The sequence below is a fragment of the Psychrobacter sp. Ps6 genome (assembly GCF_022129235.1).
In the GTDB taxonomy this organism is placed as follows: Bacteria; Pseudomonadota; Gammaproteobacteria; order Pseudomonadales; family Moraxellaceae; genus Psychrobacter.
This window is the reverse complement of record NZ_JADQAI010000003.1, coordinates 1-25850: the sequence shown is the minus strand read 5'-3', so window position 1 is coordinate 25850 and position 25850 is coordinate 1. Positions and strand designations below refer to the sequence as shown.

The 25850-nt window shown below is 42.4% G+C and carries 23 protein-coding genes; 2 read left to right on the top strand and 21 right to left on the bottom strand.

The genetic code is table 11. From position 1 onward, the window contains the following. Positions 1-137: 137 nt before the first annotated feature. Positions 138-653 (bottom strand): ribonuclease E activity regulator RraA, encoded by a 516-nt coding sequence (rraA, locus tag I3255_RS04420; protein WP_238037766.1) that lies wholly within the window; start codon positions 651-653, stop codon positions 138-140. Positions 654-835: 182 nt separating this feature from the next. Beyond that, complete coding sequence (locus I3255_RS04415; protein WP_238037300.1) at positions 836-1537, bottom strand: NAD-dependent epimerase/dehydratase family protein; 702 nt, start codon at positions 1535-1537, stop codon at positions 836-838. A gap of 463 nt (positions 1538-2000) precedes the next feature. Between I3255_RS04415 and rpsT the strand changes: the two genes are divergently transcribed. Beyond that, positions 2001-2267, top strand: coding sequence for a 30S ribosomal protein S20 (rpsT, locus tag I3255_RS04410; RefSeq protein ID WP_058024191.1), 267 nt, complete (start codon positions 2001-2003; stop codon positions 2265-2267). Positions 2268-2409: 142 nt separating this feature from the next. Here rpsT and I3255_RS04405 read toward each other — a convergent pair whose 3' ends face one another. The 19 genes from I3255_RS04405 to I3255_RS04315 all read right to left on the bottom strand — a co-directional run bounded on the left by I3255_RS04405 (position 2410) and on the right by I3255_RS04315 (position 25188). Then, the gene (locus tag I3255_RS04405; protein ID WP_238037764.1) at positions 2410-3246 is read right to left on the bottom strand and encodes a histidine phosphatase family protein; all 837 of its coding nucleotides are present in this window, start codon (positions 3244-3246) and stop codon (positions 2410-2412) included. Positions 3247-3411: 165 nt separating this feature from the next. Further along, a complete protein-coding gene (locus I3255_RS04400) occupies positions 3412-4209 on the bottom strand; it encodes a metallophosphoesterase (protein WP_238037299.1) in 798 nt (265 codons plus the stop codon). Between the two features lie 149 nt (positions 4210-4358). Continuing rightward, positions 4359-5057 carry an orotidine-5'-phosphate decarboxylase gene (pyrF, locus tag I3255_RS04395; RefSeq protein ID WP_238037283.1) on the bottom strand — a complete coding sequence of 233 codons (699 nt, stop codon included), beginning with the start codon at positions 5055-5057 and terminating at the stop codon, positions 4359-4361. Between the two features lie 77 nt (positions 5058-5134). After that, positions 5135-5542: a lipopolysaccharide assembly protein LapA domain-containing protein gene (locus I3255_RS04390; RefSeq protein ID WP_238037280.1), complete on the bottom strand. Its 408-nt coding sequence runs from the start codon at positions 5540-5542 to the stop codon at positions 5135-5137. A 57-nt stretch (positions 5543-5599) separates the two neighbouring features. After that, positions 5600-5905, bottom strand: coding sequence for an integration host factor subunit beta (locus I3255_RS04385; protein WP_058024195.1), 306 nt, complete (start codon positions 5903-5905; stop codon positions 5600-5602). Between the two features lie 324 nt (positions 5906-6229). After that, positions 6230-7918: a 30S ribosomal protein S1 gene (gene rpsA / locus I3255_RS04380; RefSeq protein ID WP_201599784.1), complete on the bottom strand. Its 1689-nt coding sequence runs from the start codon at positions 7916-7918 to the stop codon at positions 6230-6232. Positions 7919-8223: 305 nt separating this feature from the next. Further along, the gene (gene cmk / locus I3255_RS04375; protein ID WP_238037277.1) at positions 8224-8991 is read right to left on the bottom strand and encodes a (d)CMP kinase; all 768 of its coding nucleotides are present in this window, start codon (positions 8989-8991) and stop codon (positions 8224-8226) included. Positions 8992-9179: 188 nt separating this feature from the next. After that, positions 9180-9671, bottom strand: coding sequence for a tRNA adenosine(34) deaminase TadA (gene tadA, locus I3255_RS04370; RefSeq protein ID WP_238037763.1), 492 nt, complete (start codon positions 9669-9671; stop codon positions 9180-9182). Between the two features lie 81 nt (positions 9672-9752). After that, complete coding sequence (locus I3255_RS04365; protein ID WP_238037274.1) at positions 9753-10490, bottom strand: uracil-DNA glycosylase; 738 nt, start codon at positions 10488-10490, stop codon at positions 9753-9755. Between the two features lie 167 nt (positions 10491-10657). Then, on the bottom strand, positions 10658-13204 hold the full coding sequence (gene clpA / locus I3255_RS04360) for an ATP-dependent Clp protease ATP-binding subunit ClpA (protein WP_238037273.1): 2547 nt from the start codon (positions 13202-13204) through the stop codon (positions 10658-10660). Positions 13205-13836: 632 nt separating this feature from the next. Then, positions 13837-14232: an ATP-dependent Clp protease adaptor ClpS gene (locus tag I3255_RS04355; protein ID WP_083328960.1), complete on the bottom strand. Its 396-nt coding sequence runs from the start codon at positions 14230-14232 to the stop codon at positions 13837-13839. 160 nt (positions 14233-14392) lie between these two features. Further along, positions 14393-15142, bottom strand: a complete 750-nt coding sequence (locus I3255_RS04350; RefSeq protein ID WP_238037269.1) for a hypothetical protein — start codon at positions 15140-15142, stop codon at positions 14393-14395. 220 nt (positions 15143-15362) lie between these two features. Beyond that, on the bottom strand, positions 15363-16430 hold the full coding sequence (argC, locus tag I3255_RS04345) for an N-acetyl-gamma-glutamyl-phosphate reductase (protein WP_238037266.1): 1068 nt from the start codon (positions 16428-16430) through the stop codon (positions 15363-15365). A gap of 147 nt (positions 16431-16577) precedes the next feature. Next, positions 16578-17714 (bottom strand): uroporphyrinogen decarboxylase, encoded by a 1137-nt coding sequence (hemE, locus tag I3255_RS04340; protein WP_238037263.1) that lies wholly within the window; start codon positions 17712-17714, stop codon positions 16578-16580. A gap of 202 nt (positions 17715-17916) precedes the next feature. Further along, entirely contained in the window at positions 17917-19089 is a 1173-nt protein-coding gene (proB, locus tag I3255_RS04335) for a glutamate 5-kinase (protein WP_238037260.1), read from the bottom strand. Between the two features lie 77 nt (positions 19090-19166). Beyond that, positions 19167-20369 carry an Obg family GTPase CgtA gene (gene cgtA, locus I3255_RS04330; RefSeq protein WP_238037256.1) on the bottom strand — a complete coding sequence of 401 codons (1203 nt, stop codon included), beginning with the start codon at positions 20367-20369 and terminating at the stop codon, positions 19167-19169. 290 nt (positions 20370-20659) lie between these two features. Continuing rightward, positions 20660-22102 (bottom strand): glyceraldehyde-3-phosphate dehydrogenase, encoded by a 1443-nt coding sequence (locus I3255_RS04325; protein ID WP_238037253.1) that lies wholly within the window; start codon positions 22100-22102, stop codon positions 20660-20662. A gap of 339 nt (positions 22103-22441) precedes the next feature. Then, positions 22442-23635 carry a lipocalin family protein gene (locus I3255_RS04320; RefSeq protein ID WP_238037250.1) on the bottom strand — a complete coding sequence of 398 codons (1194 nt, stop codon included), beginning with the start codon at positions 23633-23635 and terminating at the stop codon, positions 22442-22444. Positions 23636-24075: 440 nt separating this feature from the next. Further along, positions 24076-25188: an NUDIX domain-containing protein gene (locus tag I3255_RS04315; protein ID WP_238037247.1), complete on the bottom strand. Its 1113-nt coding sequence runs from the start codon at positions 25186-25188 to the stop codon at positions 24076-24078. Positions 25189-25496: 308 nt separating this feature from the next. Here I3255_RS04315 and I3255_RS04310 point away from each other — a divergent pair, with 308 nt between their 5' ends. Continuing rightward, a complete protein-coding gene (locus I3255_RS04310; protein WP_010200173.1) occupies positions 25497-25661 on the top strand; it encodes a hemin uptake protein HemP in 165 nt (54 codons plus the stop codon). Positions 25662-25850 lie beyond the last annotated feature (189 nt).

Sequence of the window (25850 nt, the reverse complement as noted above, 5' to 3'; positions counted from 1 at the left end):
GCCGTAACGGTTTGTCACGTAAAAGTTTACTCATTCATGATCGAGGATTGATAACGATTATTAAGCTTTAACTATCATTACATAAAAAAACCCCAACTGATAAGCTGAGGTTCTCATTCACACTGGTTAAACCAAGTTTACATTAACGGTTTATCACTAGCGATAATGCCATTATTGTCAGCATAGACAAACATGCCCGAGTTCAACGTTAAATCACCAAAGCTGATTTCGATATCCGTTTGACCTTCATCTCGGCGGGTCGATTTACGCGGGATACAACCAAGTGCCATTACACCAAGATCCATCGCTGCCATGTCATCAACATCACGCACACAGCCATAGACGATGACCCCAGTCCAGCCGTTGTCTATAGCTGATTGTGCAATCATATCGCCTAGTAATGCACAGCGCATAGAACCGCCGCCATCAACGACCAATACTTTACCGTTGCCAGCTTTGTCTTTACCATCACTATTCAATAGTGATTTGACGCGACTATTGTCTTCAAAACACTTCACCGTCACGATTTCACCGCAGAATTTATCTTTTGCACCAAAACGACGAAATGACTTACCTTCGATATTTGGTAAGCATACTTGCGACTCAGGATGGGCATCCAATAGATCACAAGTCACAAAGTTTTCCTTACTCATTTCCATTGCTTCTACTCCTTGTTATTGGTGACTCAATTGATTGATATTTAAACACGCATCAATGACTCGATAGCAATTATTATCTTTTTCATGCTTATAATTTTGTGCTCATCACATTGATACGTAACGCTATTAACATTTTGATTTTAAGACAACTTTTAAGATCAGAAAAAACAGTTTTTCTATCTCTTAACACGAGTCATCGCAAGCATCTTCTTATTTTCAATGATCTCTGTATGTTCAATCTGAGGTTCCGTACGGTATTTACGACGATGATAAATATCATGAGCACTCATCGCCATTGCACTAGCGACGCGCTTAGCCGAGATAGGATGTAATGAGAGTGACTCTGAGACTAAAGGCGAGATAAGCTTAAACGCTTTTTGACCAATACTTTCGAGCGGACGCCCTTTATGCTTGCCTAGTAATAACGACGGTCGAAATATCACCAATTGACCAAAGCCTAGTGCCGTAATAGATTGCTCCGTCTCTGCCTTGACTCGATTGTACAAAAAGCGGCTGTCAATATCGGCATTCATGGATGAAAGTAGAAAAAAGTTTTCTACCCCTTTATCACGGCATAGTCTGGCAAAGTTAACATTGTAATCGTGATCTATCTTTCGAAAAGCCTCATCGCTACCCGCTTGTTTTTTGGTGGTGCCAAGACAGCTAAAGGCATCTGTCGTTCGATCCGCACCAACACTCGCAAACACTTCAGAGAGATTATCAAAGTCATTAACCTGATAAAAACGCATGCTGGCATTAATATAGCGTGGCGGGCGCCGAGCGATCACAATCAATGTATCATAGAGCTCACTCAGCTGTTTTACCAAATGCTGCCCTACCAATCCTGTTGCGCCAATCACAATTGCTTTTCGCTGCATACCCTATCCACTTATATAACGTTAGAGGTTCTATATTGATAAAAAGTGACCTATATCAAGGCCTATCATTAGGATATCATACCTAAATTCATGAATAACTGACGCTATTATGTAGGATATATTGTAAGAGATTTTATCAATCAATTGCGCCTATTGATGTCTGCTATTGATCTAGATACCTTAATAGGCCAAAATTCATGAGTTTACAGCACTTCTTTGCGCATTAATCATCAAATATATTGTCCTTAGCGCAATAATTTGCTAAGATAACCGGCTTTACACGTCAACGCTGTTTAATTATTCCAAACAGTTCTGGCGCTTGCGATGATCTATTCATATTAGATACTTTAATATTAGACATCGACATCATGTTTGGCGAGAGGCTGCTCGTCACCGATGATTGTTAAACCCATTATTGCAATCAACATTCATATTTTTATCTGTCTTTATCAAGGAGATACGCGTGGCTAATACTGCACAAGCTCGTAAACGCGCCCGTCAAAACACCAAACGTCGTCAGAACTCTGCGTCACAACGCTCTATGGTTCGTACTTACTTAAAACGTGTTGATGCGGCTATCGAAGCTAAAGATTATGACGCGGCTACCGAAGCTTACAAAAAAGCGGTACCAGTTATTGATCGTATGGCTGACAAAGGTATTATTCATAAGAATAAAGCTGCTCGTCGTAAGAGCCGCCTAAACAAAACAATCAAAGGCCTACAAGCTTAAGATTTGTATTGTCTAGACCGCATTACGCTTTTATAGCGTTATGACTAAAACCTTGCTACTGGTTTTAATACTGGAGCAAGGTTTTTTTATGCCTGCTAGATATATATCTAGTGGATCGTCATTTCCGTTTGTTGATGAAATCTTATGTCCATTTTACTTCTGGTGGTAATAGCAGTTTACTCGGATGATACCCTGCTGCACGATACCCATTCAACAATGAACTAATCGGGCGTGTATATACTTGACCACGCCAGATAAAATGCGCATTTGCCTGATCAAAAGGTTTATCATCAAACCACAAAAACACCCCTTCCATCATTTTTGGCCAATCATTCCAATCGATCTCTTCCACATCAAACATCACGGCTAAGAATGCAGACAGTAACGTATCATGACTGACAGCCAGCATTAGATGTCCATGCTGCGGCTGGTTTTGATAAAAGAGCGAGAGAATATCAAGGCCACCTTGATAAGCATTTTTGGTGCCTTCAAGATCGCCTTGCAAAAAGCGATTGATAAAATTCAGTACACCAATCTCTTTGAATATTGGGTTCGCTATTTCAGGTTCAGTAACTAGGCTACCAGGCTCAACCAGCAGTGACTGATGCGTAATATCACGCTTTAGACCTGCTCCTTCCTGCATGAGCTGCGCCGTATCAATACAGCGTTTAATCGGGCTTGAGATGCTATCAACATCGAGTGAGTATGGCAGATGGCCTGCTAACCAACGACCCCAAGACTTTGCTAATACACGGCCTTTAGGCGTCAACGGCAACTGATAGCTGGCAAAACCATTACCATCAGAACGCTCACGCAAAGAGTGTCTGGTAAATAAAATCAGCCGCTCATTCTCAGGTAATAGTCTGACCGAAGGGATCATACTATCTGGCAGATGTGAAGGCGCAGGCGCACTTGGGGTGTGACTCGCAAGCTTGTCAGCAGAGACTTTTGATAAGGTGCTATTAAGATATTTACTCATGGTAGCAAGCGTAGCAGATTTTTTGACAGGAATGAACAACATACAAATCCAGTTGCAATATATCTTGTAAATATCCTGTTATATATTAAATGGGGTATCTAACTTTTAAGAATGGTAATTTGCAACAGACAGCCATCACTATTACTTACACACGCAAAATCTCGGCTAACCAATATCAACGACTTTGTCCCATGCAAATTCCAATGCAGTACTACTAATCTCGTTAGGGTAAGCCCTTGGATTAACAATTACCCGCGTATTGCCTATCCGGTAATCGAATGCTTCATGTGTGTGTCCATGCACCCATAGCGTTGGTGCCCAGTCCTCATGCATCCAACCAGATAAATCACTGACAAAGGCAGCATTGCTTGGTAAATTGGCATATTTTTCAGACACGGATAATGCACTGACACTATGGTGACTCATGACGACCGTTTTTTTGCCCAGTGCTTTGGCAGTAATTAGTGCTTGCTGCAACCACTGACGATGCTCTGAGTGGATTTGCATAGAAACTTCAGGTGAGAACATCTCCTTGCCTGCATATATCTGCTTATAATCACGCATAAAATGCCTAGCAGCAGCCATGGTATCTTCATTGGCATGATACTGATAATCCGTCCACAGTGTGCAACCTAAGATTCGTATATCACCAATATCAATATGCTGGCACTGTAAGACACAAACCCCTTTGTTAGAGGCAGCATCATAATTGTCCCAAGTCGCCAACTTTTGGTCAAAACTTAGCACATCTTCGTCAAAATATTCGTGATTACCTGAGATCGTGATCAGAGGAACTTGTAACCGTGCTGCCTGCTCTTGTAACCACGGCATCCCTCTATCACTGTTGGCGGTATCTCCCGCTACTAATACAATATCTGCGTCAGTTTTAGGAATATGTCCAATAGGGTGTGACTGGCGTGCATAACTATCAATATGTAAGTCACTTAGTATTTGTAATTTCATATTATCCAATATCATCCAGTAGTGTCATTATCAATAATTTGAGCCGTAAGCGTCAGCAAGCGCTAAAGTAGTGTATCAGCTTTTTCTTTACCATCAAAAAGTAAAAAGACAGCGATTTAGGCTGTCTTTTTACTTTTTGATGTCAAAACTTAAATACTTTGCAGTATTGTCTGCAATTTAGCCGCAGGGTCTGTAGCCTGAGTAATTGAGCGTCCAATGACCAAATAATCAGAACCATCTGCCAATGCCTGACTCGGCGTACAGATACGCTTTTGATCATCAGCATTGTCTTCTGCTAGTCGAATGCCTGGCGTGACCAATTTAAAATCTTGACCGCATAACGCTTTAAGCGTTTTCGCTTCTTGAGCAGAGCATACTACCCCATCTAGCCCAGCTTGCTTGGTCAATTGCGCCAATCGGCTCACCTGTGCGTCTAAGCTATGAGTAATACCCGTTTGCATCAATGCGTCACTGTCCATAGAGGTCAATACAGTCACCGCGATGAGTAATGTATCAAGGTCTTTATCTATTAAACGCTGTTTTGCCAAAGACATAGCCTCTAGACCTGCACTAGCATGAACATTTACCATCCACACACCAAGCTCGGCAGCAGCTACTACCGCTTGAGCAGTAGTGTTAGGAATGTCATGAAATTTCAAGTCTAAGAAGACCTCAAAGTTACGCTGATGTAGCGCCTTAACGATATCAGGGCCACAGCGCGTAAACAGCTCTTTACCTACTTTTAGCCGACATGACGTCGGATCTAATTGATCAGCTAATGCCAATGATGCTTGCAGAGACATGTTGTCTAAAGCAACAACGACGGGAGAATTAATCACATTATTCATGGTTTTGCCATCTATCATAATTATCAGAGCATTATTTTTAAGGTCAACAATGTAGCCAATGGCCATCGCCCAGCAGATTAATCTCGCTTACGCTTAGACAGCGTACCACCTTTATTTAAGTGAGATTCTGTGGTGTCTTGCACATTAGTAGCAGTCGCACCATAAACGGCTTCTTCTACCGTGGGCGCGGTTGCTTGACGGTCAATGACAACGTTAGCTTGAGTCAGCTGCTCTTGCAAATTGGTATTTGCCTTTTGCAAACGTGAGATTTCCCACTTATTCTGTAGTACACGGAATATGAGCAATGACAATAAAATACCAATAATAATGCCGAGTATTAGACATAGAATGAGCAGTAGCCCCAAATTCATTGTAGGTGCTTGCGAAAACAGTAAATTGACCCCGACCTCGGTATTATTTGCCAATACCAGACCAAGCGAGTAAGCAAAGCTCAAAAACAGCAATACGAATAATAAAAAGCGCATGAGACAGTTACCTCAGGTTGGAATGATAGTTTTTGGTCAGTCAATCATTAATGAGTATTAGCTGTGTGCTACTTTATCATTGACTGCTTCACGCAATGCTTTACCTGGCTTAAAGTGTGGAATCGCTTTGGCAGGAACTGGTACGCTCTCACCCGTTTTAGGATTGCGTCCGACACGAGCGCGGCGATGATGTAGACAAAAACTGCCAAACCCACGAACCTCGACTCGGCCATCATTGGCTAAAGTATGGGTCATCAAATTTAATATTTCACGAACGGCATCATCAACGATGGTATCTGCCATGTTGTCACAATTCGCACTCAAATTACTGATAAATTCGGATTTGTTAATCGCTTGCTGCATTATTACGCTTGCCTTGTTGATTGATGGATAAACTGATAGTAAGTCAAAACAGTGTTATCAATAAAAACTCTAATAGCTAAATCAATAATAGCTCATATCAGAATAGTCTATTTACAAGAGTTACATCGCAACTCTAAATATACTGTCGCTCACATCTCGTTACTCAATGTTGCAAATGATAGCGGATATTAAGGAAAATAGGAATAAGAGTTTCCTTATTTAGCCAAAAACCTTACCTATTAATACAAATATCAAAACTTAATCATAAAAAAAAGCGACCGAAGTCGCTTTCTTTATATTACTTTTATATCAATAACTTACAACTTACTGCATTTGCTCTTTGATCAAATCACCAATCGTTTTTGGCTGTGCATCAGAACCTGCAGCGGCAGTTGTGTTCGTGCTGCCAAGATCTTTGATCGCTTGACGCTCTTCAGCTTCGTCTTTCGCTTTGATAGACAAGTTGATGTTGCGTGTTTTACGATCAACGCTGATGATTTTTGCTTCAACGTCATCACCAACAGATAGATGCTTAGTTGCATCTTCAACGCGGTCACGTTGAATTTCAGAGGCACGTAGATAAGCTTCAACTTCGTCAGCAAGCTCAATAGTAGCGCCTTTAGCGTCTACTTCTTTCACTTTACCATTGACGATAGCACCGCGGTCGTTACCAACTAGGTATTCGTTGAATGGATCAGAGCTTAACTGCTTAACGCCTAGGCTGATACGGTTAGCTTCTGCATCTACAGACAATACCATAGCTTCTACGGTGTCGCCTTTATTGTAGTTACGGATAGCATCTTCGCCAGTTTCGTTCCAAGAAATATCAGAAAGATGAACCAGACCATCAATACCACCGTCTAGACCGATAAAGATACCGAAGTCAGTGATTGATTTGATCGTACCAGTGATTTTATCACCGCGCTCATGTTTCTTATCAAACTCATCCCATGGGTTGGCTAGAGTTTGTTTGATACCTAGGCTTATACGACGACGTTCTTCATCGATATCAAGGATCATTACTTCAACTTCGTCGCCCACTTGAACTACTTTAGATGGGTGGATGTTTTTGTTGGTGTGATCCATTTCTGATACGTGTACTAGACCTTCGATACCTTCAGAAATCTCAGCGAAACAACCATAATCAGTCAAGTTAGTTACGCGAGCTTTAACCACACTACCCACTGGATAAGTACCGCCAACGTTGTCCCAAGGATCAGTACCAAGTTGTTTTAGACCTAGGCTTACGCGATTGCGCTCACGGTCAAACTTCAATACTTTAACTTTTAGGTCTTGACCAACTTCAACAACTTCAGATGGATGCTTGATACGGCGCCATGCCATGTCAGTGATGTGCAATAGACCATCGATACCACCTAGATCAACGAACGCGCCGTAATCAGTAAGGTTCTTAACGATACCTTCGATCTCGATGCCTTCTTCAAGCTTGTTCAATAGCTCTTCGCGCTCAGCTGAGTTTTCAGCTTCCATAACTGCACGGCGGCTAACAACAACGTTATTACGCTTTTGATCAAGTTTGATGACTTTGAATTCTAGCTCTTTGCCTTCAAGATGAGTCGTGTCACGGATAGGACGTACATCTACCAATGAACCTGGTAAGAACGCGCGTACTGAACCGATATCTACAGTGAAACCGCCTTTAACTTTGCTTGAAATGATACCTTTTACGATCTCATCATTGTCAGCGATTTTTTCAAGGAAGTTCCAAGTTTCAACACGCTTGGCTTTTTCGCGTGACAGCAAGGTTTGACCCATGCCGTTATCAACCGCTTCAACTACGACATCAACACTATCGCCAACTTCAACTTCAAGTTCGCCTTCTTCGCTTAAAAACTCTTCACGAGCGACGATACCTTCAGATTTCAGACCAGTATCTACTGTGATCCAATCGCTATCGATGGCCACAACAGTACCGTTGATAACTGAGCCACGCTCGATATCTAGGCCTGTTTCTTCGATGCTCGCTTCAAATAGTTCAGCAAATGATTCCATTATGTCTACCTTTGTATAGCCGTATCCTGTCCAGCACAGTACGGATCAAATTTATGATTGCATAAAACGAGAATACTGGTTTTATATCTTATGCAACCATATATAAAAACGTTTGTTATTAATAAGCGTATATTTAAACTTATTAACAACAACTGTCTTATTTTAATTCATTTTATCAACTTTTATTTTATCAACTGAATCTAATAAATGATTAATCGTTAAAAAATACTAACTTCCAACTGTATAATTCTACATTAAAAACAGGGACTATAGGAAATTTTTTAGTACTTAATATGTTGTTTTTATTAACTATTAAAAAACAGCCCTTGATCTTGGCAATGTCTTTTTACTTGTTCGTAAACCGCATCAGCATCGAGCGATGAGCTATCAAGTAACAAAGCATCTGCTGCAGGTTTTGATGGTGCGGTGCTACGGTTCTCATCACGATCGTCACGTTCTTTAATCGTCGCCAAAATCGCGTCAAAATCTGCCGTTTGCCCAGCATTAACTAGTTGAGTTACGCGGCGTTCAGCACGTGCTTCAGCACTAGCGGTCAGATATACCTTAACATCCGCATCCGGGAACACAACCGTCCCCATATCGCGACCATCAGCGACGAGTCCTGAACGTGTCGCCATATCCTTTTGTAACGTAAGCAAAGCCTCACGAACTTTTGGAAATACTGCGATTTGTGACGCATAGCCGCCTACTGTCTCGTTGCGTACCTGATCACCTACCGCTTGTCCATTCACAATGATATCTACGCGCCCAGAATCATTATTTGGTACAAAGGCTATCTCCAAACTTTTCGTCAATGCTAACACTGCCGACTCATTGATTGGTTGGCTGGCATCTGATGTAATCAATCCAGCTTCGAATGCTTTAAGTCCTACGATTCTATATAGCGCCCCAGAGTCTAATAGCTGATAGCCCAATACTTGAGCTAAGCGCCATGTGACCGTACCTTTACCAGCGCCACTAGGCCCATCGATACAGATAACCGGATAGCGTGCTAAATGCTCTTCACTATCGTTTTTATTGAGTAGATCGTTATCAGATACGGAGACGGTCATAATACTTACTCAATAATAGTTATTACTGATATAGCTGTCATGCAGTAGCAATGAAGCAATATTTACTGGTATATCAAATGCTTGATAGCAGGCTAAAAAATTCGCTAGCAAATAGGGCGATATTATAGCAAAAAATCATCGCTATCACTAGCGCCCAGACTGATATCTTACTTATTAATCATCTTGGATTAAACGCTGTTTTTATTCTGTTTCGCTAATCGCCTACGCTCACGAAAGAACGTCTTTAGCAATTGACTACTATGCTCGCCGCACAACCCTCTATGAACTTGGATATTGTGATTATAAAAAGGCTGTATTGATAAGTCCATCTGGCTGCCTACCATGCCAGCGCGCGGCTCACTCGCCGCATACACTAGCCTATTAACACGTGCGTGAATGAGCGCGCCAATACACATCGTACAAGGCTCTAGTGTCACATACAAAGTTGTCTGTAGTGGCAGTCGATAATTTTGTAGACGCTGACAGGCATCTCTCAACGCAACTATCTCAGCATGTGCCGTCGCATCATGGCAGCCAATCGGTTGATTGAACCCCTGACCAATGATCTGCTGATCATGCACCAATATAGCACCTACTGGCACTTCACCGAGCTTAGCGCCTTGGCTTGCTAGTCTAAGCGCTTCTTGCATCCATTTACCATCTTGCAGTGTCCAAAACATAAGAGATGCAAATGGTATACCCTCAAGTTCGCTCGGCGCTAAAAAATAAGATGCTAAACTTCTATTCATAATATTTAGCATTTATTGCGGTAGCTGCCAGTCAATGGGTGTTTGGCCATATTGCACCAAGTAGTCATTTGTTTTAGAAAATGGCTTTGTCCCAAAGAAGCCACCGCGGTTGGCAGCCAACGGCGAAGGATGCACGGCGGTCAAAATCAGATGTTTGTCGGTATCGATATACTTACCTTTCTTTTGCGCTTTACTGCCCCACAAAATAAACACAGTATGCTTTGTCTGCTCGTTGACCGCGTCAATGACTGCATCGGTAAACTGCTCCCAGCCTTTATTTTGATGACTATTTGGCTCACCTTCTTTGACCGTTAATGAGCTATTTAGTAGCAAAACACCTTGCTGCGCCCAGTAAGTCAGGTCACCATGCTTTGAGGGGGCGATGCCGATATCATCTGCCATTTCCTTGAGCAAGTTGTTTAATGATGGCGGCTTAGGAATCGCTTTAGGAACAGAGAATGACAGTCCCATGGCCTGCCCTGGCCCATGATAAGGGTCCTGACCTAAAATCACCACTTTAACTTGTGATAAAGGCGTGAGATTAAGTGCATTGAACATCAATGGCGCGGGTGGATAAATGCTATCCCCTGACTGATAGGCTTCTTTTAAAAATGCGCGTAGATTGTCCATATTTTCGGACGTTAACTCATCTGCTAATGCCGCCTTCCAATCTGCTGGCAGACGGACGTTGTCTAAAATGGCCTTCTTTTGCTCTGGTGTTTTGGTTGTCGGCTCGTCAAACAGCTCCATGGTATATCCTTTTATATTTGTTATGAAATGAATGCTCAGTGATTGGCTTATTCTAAAAGCTAATAGTAACAAAAAACCGTATGAGCTTTGTTGATGAATTATAGCAACAAAAAAACGGCTACCGTAATCTTACGGCAGCCGTTACTCTTATATTCAAACTAAATGTTTTAGCTAGCCACTGACTCAGAGTCTGAACGTGGCTCATGAGTTTCGACCACAGTCAAAACAATCCGACTATCCGGTGAACCTTTTTGCGAAGATTTATCTAACTTCACTGTATCAGTATCTTGCGTCTCGTCGGCTTTAGGGGCTAAAGTCAAATGAACGACGCCACCATTTACCAAATCACCGAACAAAATCATACTTGCCAGTGGCTTTTTGATCTCATCTTGAATCAAGCGCTGCATTGGACGTGCACCCATGAGGCGATCGTATCCTTTATCAGCCAGATAATCACGTACGTCATCATCAATCTCTAACGTCACTTGCTTATCATCAAGTTGTACTTGCAACTCAACCAAGAACTTGTCGACAACTGACACAACCACTGAGGTATCTAGTGGATTGAACTGGATAATTGCGTCTAGACGATTACGGAACTCTGGCGTAAAGACTCGCTTAAGCGACTCGGTATTATCACGGCTATGATCTTGCTGAGTAAAGCCCATAGAGGAGCGACTGATACTATCCGCACCAACGTTCGTCGTCATAATAATAATGACTTGCTTAAAGATAGCGACACGACCATTGTTATCCGTCAACGTGCCGTGATCCATCACCTGCAATAGCAAGTTGAAGACATCAGGATGCGCTTTTTCGATCTCATCGAGCAATAATACGCAATGCGGATGTTGATTGATTTTTTCAGTGAGCAAACCACCTTGATCATAACCAACATAGCCTGGAGGCGCACCAATTAGACGTGATGCGGTATGGGCTTCCATATACTCTGACATATCAAAGCGTACTAGCTCTACACCTAATAGATTGGCCAGCTGACGAGAGACCTCCGTCTTACCCACACCTGTTGGACCTGCAAACATAAACGAACCAATTGGTTTGTCCGGTGCTTTCAATCCTGCACGAGACAGTTTTATCGCATCGGCAAGCGTCGCGATCGCTTCATCTTGACCAAACACTAGGTGTTTAAGATCACGGTCCAAGTGCTCCAGAATACTCTTGTCATCACTCGATACAGATTTTGGTGGAATACGCGCCAATTTAGCAATGATAGCTTCGATATCCGCCACATCGATTTTCATCGGTGGTTTTTGCGCTTTAAAAGCTTTTGCACCATCAGTAGACTTGGCACGATCGTTTGCTTTAGCAGTTTTTGCTTCGTCCTGCATCTCATTATCATTGTCTGCGTCGCTATCGATATCTTCGACATCAGCATCAATCTGTGCATCAAAGTCTTGCTCTAAATCCGCAATAAAACTTTCCTCAGCTTCAATATCATCGACATCAGGAACGACGCCTAAACGCTTATATGCACCTGCTTCATCAATCACATCAATGGCTTTATCAGGTAAAAAACGCTCATGTATGTGCTTGGCTGATAATTGTACTGCCGTGACTAACGCTTCATCTGTATATTCAACATTGTGGAATTCCTCATAGCGAGGTTTGAGACCACGTAAAATATCGATAGTATCGTCTACACTTGGTTCTTTCACATCGATTTTTTGGAAACGACGTGATAGCGCATGATCTTTTTCAAATACTTGACGGTACTCAGTAAAGGTCGTTGAACCAATGCAACGTAACTCACCGTTAGCAAGCGCTGGCTTGATCAAGTTCGATACGTCCATATTGCTACTCATTGACGAGCCTGCGCCAATGATCATATGAATCTCATCGATAAAAAGAATAGCATTTGGCTTTTTCTTCAGCGCATCAAGCAATGACTTCATGCGTTTTTCAAAGTCACCGCGATACTTAGTTCCCGCAATCAATGAGCCAATATCAAGGCTATAAATCACGCAACCATTAAGAGGTTTTGGTGCTTTGTCATTGATAATCAACCACGCCAGACCTTCAGCGATAGAGGTTTTACCAACGCCAGGCTCACCTACTAACAATGGATTGTTTTTGCGGCGGCGGCATAAAACCTGAGCGGCACGTTCAATTTCAGAAGCGCGTCCAATCAATGGGTCTGTTTTGCCTTCAGCAGCACGTTGGTTTAGATTGGTTGCAAACTCAACCAGTGGATCTTTACTGGTTTTTTCAGACGCACTGCGGCGTTCGCCAGTCATAGAGGCGCGCTGCTCAGATGGCTCTTCTTTATCCTGACCATGCGATAAATATTGGGTCAGCTCAAGACGGCTAATACCCTGTTTTTTGAGCAGATAAACCGCGTAAGTATCATGCTCTGAAAACATAGAGACTAAAATATCAGAGCCTTCTACCAGTCGACCACCACCTATAGACTGCACATGAAAAATAGCGCGTTGTAAGATACGATCAAAGCTTTGCGTTGGCTGCGGTGACTGCTCCGTATTTACATCGACGGTTGGCGTGTGCTTATTGATATACGCTTCAAGCTCAGACCGCAGTGCCGACACATTGGCATTACAGGCAGTCAGGGTATTGGTAGCGTGGGTATTTTCTAATAGCGCCAATAATAAATGTTCAACAGTAAGATACTCATGCGATTTTTGGCGCGCAAGCGTCATTGCTAAACGTAGAGAAACTTCAAGATGACGACTTAACATAACAACTTCCTACGGTTATATCTATCTTTATAATTGATAGTTTTATGAATGAGTTAGTAAGTAAATCAGGGCAATAGATGGATTGTTCAAGGGTAAAATTCGTATAATTAAAAATCATGGATATATCATTTGGACCATAGACTGTTTGGCGAATGCTGTAATCCATCTATCAATTAGCAGTGATTGTGATAATTCATAGTCGCTTCTCTTTATATCAACACGATACTTCGACAGAGTCAATCTATTAACGCAGACTAAAGTGTATCAAAGCATACTACGATCACATCACGAAGGATATGGGAGCAACGATTAAAGCTTAAAGAACTAATGTGGATAAAAGGTAAGTAGATGATCGAAGGTATTAGTAACAAGTGATCGAAAGGTTGCAAAAATTATTGAGAAGTCTAGTTAGTATATAAGGATATATTATAATAAAATCAATACTATAAGAGCGATATACTTGCTGACATGCTTGATAAAATATAGATAGGTATATAAAGCGAGGCTGTAAAAAGAGATGGCTTAGCTCACTGTAAGAGTGAGCTACTACAGCAACTGGATGAGAACAAAAAACGATTAGGTATGGCAGTGAGAGCTGATGTGATAACAAGATATGGTGTCTTACTCTCTTTTTACTCGCCTTGATGTGGCTCGATTTGGGTCAATAGTGGATAGCCCTCACGATGTGCCAGACTATTTACTTTTTTAGCCTTGGTCTCAGCGATATCCTTGGGATAAATACCAGCAATACCTTTGCTACTATTGTGAATAGTCAGCATAATTTCTACCGCAGAGTCCATACTATGGCGGAACTCTGACTGCAAAATATAGACGACAAACTCCATTGGCGTGTAATTGTCATTATACATAACCACCGCATACATAGGCGGTTTAGCAATTTCTGGCTCAGCAACCAGCACATCTGCTTGCGGTGACGTTTCACCTTCTGTGTCACCGTCCTGTGCGCGATGGGCAGGCATATTTGGAAAGTGCCAATCAGCAACCGTTGGCGTAGCTTGTAATATCATTTTTTTCATCATAATCAAAGTATAATTATAAGGTAAGTTTGGAATAAGAGAGGTTAGCTAGGCAGGCGATGAAACATTAAGCACTATGACTATATATAGCCAAGGTGCTTTGTTTTTAACTACATCATCGCTGTTAGGTATTTATTAATACTTGTATTTACTAGGGAACAATCGGGCTTTCATCGACTTCTGGCAAGTCTAAAAGTGATGGTAGCATGTTATCAACCTTATGACCGAGCTTCCAATCGTACAACTGCTCTACTGTTTGACCACCTGCTTGCAAGCTTAGTTTTGCTTGTAAAGGTTTAAAACCTGAGGGCATCATAAAACGACCGCGGATACGAACAATACCTTCGATCGCATAGCTTGTAGGATCTAAAGGCACTTCTACAAGGTCATCATTATTGAGTAACGTCAAGGTTGGCTGGAGTCGTTTGGCTTGACCGTCGCTACTCAGCATACCAATATCAAAACCATACTCAAAAGCATTTTCGGGCAGCGGCTCAATTTTAGCACCCAGTACTTGAAGCGGCATGCCACCCTTTTCAGTAATCACATCCGCATATATCTCATTAAGCTGTGAGAGTTGCTTGTTTTCTACTGTCAATGATTGCTGGTTTTCACGCAGCTCTTTTAGGTTTGCAAGACTTATGGCCAGCTCTTGCTTGGCTGTCGCGGCTTGATTGGTCGCAATTTTATTACTAAGACGCAAATCTTCTAGCGCTTTTGTCGCTTCTGTACCATCGATAATTGCTTGCTGAGCTTGCGTTTCCATCGAATGAAAACCGCGCTGATAGCCCAGCTTATGTCCGAATAGCAATCCAGCTACGGCTGTCACTAATATCACTACTACAAATAAAGCCAATACTAATGTAGACGCGCCTCGTTGAGTGCTACCGATATCACTCATAAAGCCATTACTATTTTTATCGGAATGCGTTTTGCACGCCAAATCATATAGAACAGAATCTTGACACGATAGACGTGATGACTTTAAAAAAAAGCGTCGTTCAAGCTTAACACGCATTTAGATGGTATCTCTTAAGAGTAAAGGCAAGTTATTATAGCGGAATTTATAATCAATACCTAGTACCATAAATATGAATGACTTAGCGGCAAAAAAGCCAGCATTAAGGTACGATAGGTGCAAAATTGAGTCCCATCGATTCATCAAATCCAAACATCACATTCATATTTTGGACAGCCTGCCCTGCGGCACCTTTTACTAAATTATCTTGCACTACAATAACCGTTAGCTCAGTGCGCTCATTATCCTGATGCACCGCGATACGTAGACGATTACTAGCACGCACACTGCGCGTGTCCGGATAGATACCTTTTGGCATGACATCAACAAACCCTTCTGATGCATAGCTGTCTTCAAACACTTGCTGCCAATCGATAGCCACACCTGCGTCAGTCAGCTCCATATGAATCGAGCTCAGCATACCACGTATCATAGGCACTAAGTGCGGTAAGAAGCGAATGCGATGTGTAAACTGACTGTGTAGTAACTGCGCCACACCCTGCTCAATCTCAGGCAAGTGGCGATGACCTTCTACACTATAGGCTTTAAAATTATCCGACGTTTCCGCATAATTAAGTGCCAGTGATGCTTGACGACCAGCTCCTGATACACCAGATTTGGCATCGATGACAATACGAGACTCGACTAGTCTTTCTGCTTGCTCATTTTGTGCTTCGATGACAGGTTTTAAACCCAAAATCGCAGTAGTCGGATAGCAGCCAGGGTTACCGACCAATAAAGCGCTGGCAAGCTTATCACGATTGATTTCAGGCAAACCGTAAACCGCTGTCTTTAATAGCTCAGGACAAGCATGAGACTGTTTGTACCAGTGCTCGAATTCCGTCAATGACTGTAAGCGAAAATCAGCCGCCAAATCGATGACTTTTACGCCAGCTTGGGTCAGCTCCTCTGCTTGCTTCATCGCAACACCATGCGGCGTCGCAAAAAACACAACATCACATTTTTGCAATGCCGCAAGCGTATTATCACCTAAGTCACTAAAGACGATATCTGAGATACCGCGTAAGCTTGGGAATATTTCATCAGCGCGAGTGCCAGCTTCGCTACGCGAGGTTAGCAAATCAATAGACACTTCAGGATGAGCAGATAGTAAGCGAATAAGCTCAATACCTGTGTAACCTGTACCACCAACAATCGCTGCTGAAATCATAAATTATCCCTTATTCTTAGTAAGCACTCATTATATCTAATAAATTCTACATTTTTATCTGGCTCGCAAAGCCATAGCCATATAGACATAAAACCAGTCTGTTAATCCTACTGTCTATGAATACTATGGCTTTGAATGCCTTAGCGTTTAGATCTTGTAGTCATGTACCGCATCGACAAATACTTTGGCATTGTCAGGATTCACCCACTGGGTAATACCATGACCTAAGTTTGCAATGTAGCCAGTTTTTTCGCCATTAGCATAAGCGCGATCAAGCATCGCATTCACTTCAGATCGGATGGTGGCAGGTGATCCGTATAACGTTGCCGGATCTAAATTGCCTTGAATGGCTTTGCTGCTTTGTAGCTTCTTATGCTTTTTGGTCAATTCACGCTGGCTCTCAGTCAGTACTTGACGCGCGCGGTCAAGCGGCATCGTCCAATCTAGACCTAAAGCGTCAGCTTCGCTATCAGCCTGAATATCAAGCCATAATCCGCCACCTTTGGTAAACAATACCACTGGTACTTGTGGATGGCGTTGCTTTAATTCAGCCACGATACGCTTGTTGTAATTGTGCGAAAACTCGATAAATTGACGATGACCAAGTGCCCCGCCCCAACTGTCAAATATTTGTACGATCTGAGCACCAGCAACGATTTGTGCATCAAGATAGTCAATGACCGAAGTCGCAAGCTTGTCTAATAGCTGATGTAAAAAATCAGGATTGCTATACAAAAAGCCTTTGGTATAACGATAATCCTTTGAACTACCGCCTTCTATCATATATGTAGCAAGCGTCCATGGACTACCAGAGAACCCAAATAAAGGCACTTGACCATTGAGCGCTTTGCGAATGCTAGTCACAGCGCGCATCACATAGTCAAGAGAATCATTAGGCTCAAGTACTGGCAATCTATCAAGATCAGCCTGTTCGCGAATCGGATGCTTAAACTTAGGGCCTTCGCCAGTCTCAAAATACAAACCCAAGCCCATGGCATCAGGAATGGTCAAGATATCACTAAACAAAATAGCGGCATCTAAGTCATAACGACGTAATGGTTGGAGCGTCACTTCAGTAGCACGATCTGTATCTTGGCACAGGCTCATAAAGTCGCCGGCTTCAGCACGAGTGGCTTTGTACTCTGGTAGGTAACGACCAGCTTGGCGCATCATCCAAACTGGCGTGGTATCGATGGGCTCAAAGCGTAATGCACGTAGCAGCCTGTCATTTTTTAGCGGTGCAAATTGCTGCTGAATCGAGTCACTCTTGTCTGAAGCACTCATGTACAAATCTCCAAAACAACACAGTATCCATATTTATTGATGGATACTGTACTGGATAAAATAGGTTGAATAAAATAATAATAAATATTTGTAAGGTATAAACAGCCTTGCTTAAGCTTGAAGCAAATCTCAATAGCTTTACAGCTTATCTAAAATCATAGATAAGCTATAAAAGTAACAGCTGTGCTACATCATGAATACGTTATACGGTTATTGCAAGATTATCACGATGCACCATCACCACACGGTCTTCGTTACTACCGAATATTTTGTCAAACTTCTCTGTACGTTCACGGGCAACACGGTGCGCCTCATGTGATGAGAAATTCACCTGCCCAACAGCTATACGCTCACCTGTATCTTGATGAACAATTTCTACCACATCACCTTCATCAAAGCCGCCACGAACTTCTACAACGCCTACGGGTAACAAACTTCTGTTATGTTCAGTCAATGCTTTTGCGGCACCTGCATCAACGACCAAGCTACCTGACATACGCAAATGCGCGGCAAGCCATTGTTTCCGAGCAATGATTTTATCTTCTTCATTAGTCGTCAGTAATGTACCGACTGCCTCACCTGAGACAACACGAGTGATCACATCATCGATAGCACCGCTCACAATAACGGTTGGGCAACCACCCATCGCGGCAAGACGACCAGCACGGATCTTGGTTAACATACCACCGCGTCCAAGCTTGCCACCGTCACCTGCGATATCAAATAAATAATCAGCCATGGCACGTTCTTGACGAATCATCTTAGCATCAGGATTGTCACGTGGGTTATCAGTGAACACACCTTCTTGATCGGTCAAGATAATGTACAAATCTGCATTAACCATCGCGGCTGCCATCGCACCCAACGTATCATTATCGCCAAACTTAATCTCATCAATGGTAATGGTGTCATTTTCGTTAATAACCGGTAGTACACGCCATTCTAATAGTTGCGTTAGCGCGCCTGTGGTATTGAGATAACGGCTACGATTAGACAAGTCATCATGAGTCAATAGAAGCTGTGAGCTTTGAATACCATGTTGAATCAATGCTGACCACCATGTTTCAATCAGCCCCATTTGACCAATAGAAGCGCAGGCTTGTAATGCTGCCAATTTTTTAGGGCGTTCCTCAAGGTCCATACGTACCACACCTTCAGCAACGGCACCTGACGATACCAGCAGCACTTCAATACCTTTTTTGTGCAGCTTAGCAATCTGCTTTGCCCACTCATATATGGCAGTACGATCCAACCCTCGACCATTATTTGTCAATAATGATGAGCCAATCTTGACAATAACGCGTTGAATATCAAAGTTGCGAGATTGTTTAACAAATCTTGCTTCTTCAGTCGTGTTTGCTATGCCATCTGCCATATAAACTCCTTTTTTCATATCAATTGATTGTAGGGATTAAATTCACAATTCAAGTATAACCACTTAAGCATACTAGCTTAAGGAACGTACATTACCTCAACACCGTCGTCATCATCATCCAAATCGGACAAATCTAAGCCTTCACGCGCCGCTTTACGAGCTGCACGATACGCTTCACGCTGTGCTTCAGTATTTAGACGCACTTCGGCTTCTAAACGCTCAAAACGTTCTTTTTGTGCTTCAGCGAATATAGGATCTTCTATTTCACGCTCACGCTCAAGCTCAATATCATTCATTAAATGATATTTTACTGCGTCAACGCCTTCACCGGTCAGAGTTGCTGTACGGAAGACCATACCTGTCCAGCCAAGCTCTGCGACGATATGTGTACAAAGCGCGTTCAAGTCTTCATCATTGACCTGATCGATTTTGTTCAATACCAAGATCTGCGGCAAGTTGGCCAATTCAGGCGAAAAACGCTCAAGCTCATTTAAGATGACGCGGGCGTTTTCGACCGGGTCACTACCATCGACAGGCTTAACATCAACTAAGTGTAGCAGACGACGCGTACGCGCAACATGTTTTAAAAAGCGAATACCAAGTCCTGCGCCTTCTGATGCGCCTTCGATAAGACCGGGAATATCTGCCATCACGAACGAACGATGGCGACCAATATCCACCACACCCAAGTTTGGGACTAAAGTAGTAAATGGATAATCAGCCACTTTTGGTCTAGCAGCCGAGACTTGACGGATAAAGGTCGATTTACCAGCATTAGGCAAACCGATCAAACCAACATCAGCCACAACTTTCAGCTCAAACTTAAGAACTTTTAACTCACCCTCAAAACCAGACGTGGCTTTACGCGGTGCTTGGTTGGTCGAGCTTTTGAAATGGGTATTACCCAGACCACCATCACCACCTTTGGCAATCAGTAGTGTCTGACCGACCTCAATCAAATCACCCAATACTTCGTCGGTTTCGGTATCAACGACCGTCGTACCAACTGGTACTGGTAAATAAAGATCATCAGAGCCCTTGCCTGAGCAGTTTCTGCTGTGACCATTCTCGGCTCGCATAGCGTCATGACGACGAGTATAGCGATAGTCAACTAGAGTGTTGGTGTTGTCCTCTGCAATGACATAGACGTCACCGCCCTTACCGCCATCGCCACCATCAGGTCCACCACGTGGGACATATTTCTCTCGGCGAAAACTGGCGATTCCGTTACCACCGTCACCTGCTTTTACCGTTACGACGGCTTCATCAATAAATCGCATCTTACGTTCCTTAATTCACAATCCAGTCTATAAACTGGTTACAACTAACGGTTGTATTTCGGGGTTTTGCTATGTTGTTGCGCCAAAATGAACACCGTATAAATAGTAAGTTTACTTAGTGCCCATGATGACAATAACACCCGATAATCAATCGGACTATCGGGTGTTTAAGTATGACAGTTAAAGTGATACCAAGCTACGCAAAGTAGAGTTTATTGCAGCATAACCTTTAAAGTGATCATGCTTTAAGAGGCTTAGTATAACGTTATTGCGCTACTGCATTTAGTGATCTATGCTGGAATCTGAGTATAACTGATTCCTGCCATCTGCGTCGCCAAACGCAACACCTGAGTACTATAGCCGACTTCATTATCATACCAAACATAGACGATAGCTTGGTTGTCAGTGAGAATAGTCGCTTGAGCATCAACGATACCAACATGGGTCGTACCAACAAAATCAGTAGATACGGCTTCTGTAGAATCGGTATAAGCAATTTGCGACTGCCACGTGCTGCTGTTAGCAATCTTACGCAAGAATTCATTCAACGCATCAGCACTTGCTGGTGCTGTCTTTAGATTCAAGTTCAAGATGGCTAGGCTAACATTTGGTGTCGGTACACGGATAGCGTTACCCGTTAGCTTACCGTTTAGTTCTGGCAATGCTTTACCAACGGCTTTTGCTGCGCCAGTACTGGTGATAACCATGTTCATCACCGCACTACGACCACGGCGGTCTGCTTTATGATAGTTATCAACCAAGTTCTGATCATTGGTAAATGAGTGGATGGTTTCTACATGACCATTTACAATACCGTACTCATCATTTAATACATTTAACGTCGGTGTAATGGCATTGGTCGTACAGCTCGCAGCACTAACAATAGTATCGTCACCAACGGTATCATTGTTCACACCATAAACGACATTTTTGATATCGCCGCCAGCAGGTGCTGTTAGGAGTACTTTTTTCACGCCAGTAGACTGTAAATGCTTGCCAAGGCCCGCTTCGTCTTTCCAAATACCAGTGTTATCGATAACTAGCGCATTGTCGATACCATAAGCAGTATAATCGATTTCGCTTGGGTCTTTGGCATAGATAACTTGTACGAAACGACCATTAACAATCATGCCGTTATTATCTTCATCGATACTGATGCCGCCTAAGAATCTACCATGGATTGAGTCGCGCTCAAGCAATGAGATACGCTTAGCCAAGTCACCAGCAGCGGCTGGACGTACAACGATTGCTTTTAGCTGCAAGCCTTTTGCGCTTGACGCTTGCGACAATAGCAGACGGGTCAAAATACGACCGATACGACCAAAACCGTACAGTACAACGTCTGTTGCGCCATTCACGGCACCAGCGTTGTTGATAGATTGTAGCGCTGCTTGTACATCAGTATCATTAGCAATCAATTGACCAACATCGATACGAGTAGCTTGGAGATCAGCGTTTTCTGAGATAACTTTTACCATCGCTAAAGTATCAGCGATATCGATAGCTTTGGCATCGTTGTCGCGTAATGCTGCTTTTTGATGTAGCGCAAGTATTTGACCAACCGAAGTAGCGTCTAGCGTTTCGCCAAACAAAGTCACTTGTACGTCTTTCTCATTATAGAGCTTGCTCAATAGCCCCATAAGCTCAATGGCTTGTTGCTCTTGATTGTTGTAGTTTTTTAAGTGGTCTTGATGTAATTGGCGTAAGGTATCAGCGTTGCTCACGAGAAACATCCTTATGGTCAGTAATGTATGATCGATAAAATATGAAGAGATATATATAAGATAGGTCTTGTATGCTCTAGGTGGTGACTGTAATAGGATAATCAACCACTATCAATATCAGTTCTTGACGTCAGAGTATTCAAATCGCCTAGATTTTAGCCTAAAATGCCTCATTTTGCCAGTAATAACCGATTAGCAAGTGTGCATTATAGGTTTTGTCGTTACATACAGACTCATATGTAGACAAGGATAAAAATAAAGGCAGCCATATATGCTGCCTTACTAGTACGTCGTTTAAATGATAATTGCCATAGAACTTAATTGAAGCAGTAATTTTAACTATCTCTATTATGGTGCTAGATTCACTGTTTGATTGCTCTGCGACGTCAGCGTAAACTCTTTCAAATCATATCCTTGCTGCTGAGCAATCTGACGATATTTAGTATACGTTTCCTGACTGACATTTGGTGAACGTGCTAATAGCCATAAGTATTTTTTATCAGGTGTCCCTACTAGCGCAGTTTTATAATCTGCATCACGTGCTAATACCCAATAATCAGCACGGCCGACTGGGATCCAGCGAATCCACTTCGGTAAGAACGTCACTTTCAGTTTACTGCCGCTTTCATCGACTGGCTTAGCCAAACCTTCTGCAACAATACCTGAACCATCCTCGCTCACACACTTATTAGTAACCGTGATTCCTGAACCGTCATCTTTCTGAGCATAGTTGGCAGTAACATCACCAGCGCATTTACGCTGGAAATACATCGGTAGACGACCAATCTCATACCATGTCCCAGCATACTCATTGAGATCGACACTATCCACTGTCGTTGGTATGCTTGCAGACTTATAGATAATATCGCTTGGCTTAACTGATAGCATATCGGTCGTAATCTTCTCGCTCATCGCATTATCTTGCATATTACTGGCAGTAGCCATATTAGTGGGTGGCGTTGCAGCATAGGCTGAAAATGCCGCTAGCGGTATGATAATCGCTAACGCAATGCCTGTATGCTTGATAAGTCCATTCATAAATATACGCTCCGGTATGTCTTTGTATGACGAGTTGATAGTGGTTGATGATGTATCGAGGATCTGCTTAGCGCTGTCTTGCAAATTACTTGCTTGGTCGTCTACAAGCTCAGAGATTAGCGGCTCATCTTCATTCAGCGTTGCTGATCGATTGTAGCCATTAGCAATGTTGAATTGTTCTTTATCGCTATTTTTCAGATGTTGATTGATCTTGCTGTTACTCATAGCGGACTCTTTTGCCTTCGTAAGGCTTTTGTCGGCGCTTTTGTATCCAAAATAGCTGTCTTGCGAAGACATGTCGTCTGCCAGATGGTGCGAGTATTCGCCGTTCAGGTTTTCATTGCTCAGTTTTTTATGGCTATAATCTGCGTCATTACTAGCATTTTTTGTCTGTTGCGCATGACGACCACTGTTATAGCTGTTTGACTGTATAGGCTGCTGAGATTGAGAACCAGCTGCCCGTGAGTCAGTCCATGCTGAATCAGGTAACTTATTGGTTTTCATAGGGATACCATTATTAATAGTGACTGTTTAAATACGTTATCTGCATCATTTATCCGAATTGATTCTGTAATGAGCCTAAGTTTTAGAATTAATTATCGATCCAAACTCTGCTGCTACAAACGCTCTTTTTTATTGTAATTTTTGATATTTGATAAATGCGTTAGTAATCAGTTCACTGATAAAAATCAGAATCAATGTGCTTTAGATATGCAATATATATTAAGGGCAGCTGGACTATTAAAACAGTAGTGCAATGTAGGGAAACGCAACGGTTTGTAAATAACTATGTGTTTATGCATTGGTATGCACACATCATAATCACATAGTTACTGATTGGACAAATAACTTAAAAATCAGTTATTTATACTTACCTATTTTAATAAGCGAACATAGTCAAGTGAATGATATTGCTGCTTAATAGGCACTCATTTTCTGGTTTTTTATTCGTGGAACTGACGAATGCCTGCGACACTGACACCGCCGTGCGCTAATGTCTGGTCAATCATGACAGGGGCCAAGCCGCCCAGACCAATGACTGGCATGTCAGCTAACTGCGCCAAAGCTGACCACGCTTCCCAGCCAAGTGGCACCGTATCAGGATGCGTCTGAGTTGTAAGTACAGGAGACAAAAAAGCGCCAATCACTGGCGGCAACTGCTGCTGTATGCGCACACTCGCAAGTTTATTAGCGGCAAGAATGCTGGCAATATCGTGACAGCTGACTATCAGTGGATGCTCACTCGAGATACAGAGCAACTGCTCAGAGTCTGTAATATCTTGAGTAACATTGAACCATTCCATTAGTCCCGAATGCGTCAGGTGTCTAGCGACAATCGAACGATTGGTTTCTGCCTCTACCACTGCATCTGTACTTGTCGTTTTGGAGTGCTGACAATCATTGTCGTACGGCAAAATCGCTAGGATATCTGGACGCACATCCATTAGCTGCTCGGCAATATATTCTGACTCAGATGCTTTTAATCGGATATAAACCCAAGACTCTGGTGCCAACTGCTCTCGATAATAGTACACCCATGCTGCTGCTGAATTTGGCTGGGCAGAAAAATGAGCAAGTGGATACGTAATCGCTATTTTTGCAGGAAGTTTCAGCCACTCCAAAATAGTTTTATTGGCAGCGGGCAGATGATACTCTCCTGCTAGTAACTTAGACTTATCAACCCAAGTCATTGCCTGCCCTTCTAGGCCATATTCACAGTCTTTGTGCTGATCATACTGCTGTGCGGTTAGCTCAATTTTATACACCTGCAAGCTCACTTGCTTGTCACCATAGTCGTGATGCAAACGCCCAAGCTTGACGATAATATTTTGAGCAATACTAATACCTGTTTCTTCAACGACCTCCCGAATCAATGCCTGCTTTGCTGACTCATCAGCCTCTATCTTGCCGCCTACAAACTCATAGCGATTGCCCTGATGCTGAGCCGCATCTCGGAACCCCAGCAAATACTTGTTTTCATAATGAATAACGGCAACCGCAACATTAACGATGATTATGTCTTTAATTTTTGACTGATTGTTGGTTTCACTTGGCATAGCATTGTCCCCTACTGTTAAGTCTGTTTTGGCGGCTTTCTAATTGTTTGCTTATATATTCTGATGAGCCTGCATGGATTTCATATCATTCCAGCCAGTCTCTCAATATTTTTATATAGGTAAAAATTCAAGCATTGGCGTTTTGTGGCAGTTTGTGACGCCAGCCTCATATAAGTTTACACAATGACTGCATTTTATTTTATCAATTACCTTGCAAATTCTTTCAATCTAAATGATAATTATTATCGTTAAAGCTCATTACGACATAGCTAATTTATTAAGCCACTTCTTATCAAAAGGAATTTACCATGAGTATGGTTATCTCTCGTTATCTAAACTGCCGTGAAAATCGTCTGCCAACGCTACAGTCGCAGCATCTATTTGCCCTGACCAAAGAAGTACGTATTGAGCATGAAGGCGAAGAGTATCGACTACGTCTGACTCGTAACAACCGATTGATTTTGACCAAATAATTTTAAACCAAGCTCACTGCACTTATAAAAAAACGCCTTGTCATAAAGGCGTTTTTTGTTGGAGAGCAATAATAAAAATCGCTTTCTAGGGCGTGTCCCTATTTTAAAAATGGGGATAAAAATGAAATAAATCGCAGACAAACAAGGAAAATAGTGCAGACAATATCGAGATATTGACCAGCTATTTGA

Bases quoted from the DNA above. Each gene is read 5' to 3' on its own strand.
- rraA (WP_238037766.1), bottom strand. From the start codon at position 653: ATGAGTAAGGAAAACTTTGTGACTTGTGATCTATTGGATGCCCATCCT.
- I3255_RS04415 (WP_238037300.1), bottom strand. From the start codon at position 1,537: ATGCAGCGAAAAGCAATTGTGATTGGCGCAACAGGATTGGTAGGGCAG.
- I3255_RS04405 (WP_238037764.1), bottom strand. From the start codon at position 3,246: ATGAGTAAATATCTTAATAGCACCTTATCAAAAGTCTCTGCTGACAAG.
- I3255_RS04400 (WP_238037299.1), bottom strand. From the start codon at position 4,209: ATGAAATTACAAATACTAAGTGACTTACATATTGATAGTTATGCACGC.
- pyrF (WP_238037283.1), bottom strand. From the start codon at position 5,057: ATGAATAATGTGATTAATTCTCCCGTCGTTGTTGCTTTAGACAACATG.
- I3255_RS04390 (WP_238037280.1), bottom strand. From the start codon at position 5,542: ATGCGCTTTTTATTATTCGTATTGCTGTTTTTGAGCTTTGCTTACTCG.
- I3255_RS04385 (WP_058024195.1), bottom strand. From the start codon at position 5,905: ATGCAGCAAGCGATTAACAAATCCGAATTTATCAGTAATTTGAGTGCG.
- rpsA (WP_201599784.1), bottom strand. From the start codon at position 7,918: ATGGAATCATTTGCTGAACTATTTGAAGCGAGCATCGAAGAAACAGGC.
- cmk (WP_238037277.1), bottom strand. From the start codon at position 8,991: ATGACCGTCTCCGTATCTGATAACGATCTACTCAATAAAAACGATAGT.
- tadA (WP_238037763.1), bottom strand. From the start codon at position 9,671: ATGTTTTGGACACTGCAAGATGGTAAATGGATGCAAGAAGCGCTTAGA.
- I3255_RS04365 (WP_238037274.1), bottom strand. From the start codon at position 10,490: ATGGAGCTGTTTGACGAGCCGACAACCAAAACACCAGAGCAAAAGAAG.
- clpA (WP_238037273.1), bottom strand. From the start codon at position 13,204: ATGTTAAGTCGTCATCTTGAAGTTTCTCTACGTTTAGCAATGACGCTT.
- I3255_RS04355 (WP_083328960.1), bottom strand. From the start codon at position 14,232: ATGATATTACAAGCTACGCCAACGGTTGCTGATTGGCACTTTCCAAAT.
- I3255_RS04350 (WP_238037269.1), bottom strand. From the start codon at position 15,142: ATGAGTGATATCGGTAGCACTCAACGAGGCGCGTCTACATTAGTATTG.
- argC (WP_238037266.1), bottom strand. From the start codon at position 16,430: ATGATTTCAGCAGCGATTGTTGGTGGTACAGGTTACACAGGTATTGAG.
- hemE (WP_238037263.1), bottom strand. From the start codon at position 17,714: ATGAGTGCTTCAGACAAGAGTGACTCGATTCAGCAGCAATTTGCACCG.
- proB (WP_238037260.1), bottom strand. From the start codon at position 19,089: ATGGCAGATGGCATAGCAAACACGACTGAAGAAGCAAGATTTGTTAAA.
- cgtA (WP_238037256.1), bottom strand. From the start codon at position 20,369: ATGCGATTTATTGATGAAGCCGTCGTAACGGTAAAAGCAGGTGACGGT.
- I3255_RS04325 (WP_238037253.1), bottom strand. From the start codon at position 22,102: ATGTTTCTCGTGAGCAACGCTGATACCTTACGCCAATTACATCAAGAC.
- I3255_RS04320 (WP_238037250.1), bottom strand. From the start codon at position 23,635: ATGAAAACCAATAAGTTACCTGATTCAGCATGGACTGACTCACGGGCA.
- I3255_RS04315 (WP_238037247.1), bottom strand. From the start codon at position 25,188: ATGCCAAGTGAAACCAACAATCAGTCAAAAATTAAAGACATAATCATC.
- I3255_RS04310 (WP_010200173.1), top strand. From the start codon at position 25,497: ATGAGTATGGTTATCTCTCGTTATCTAAACTGCCGTGAAAATCGTCTG.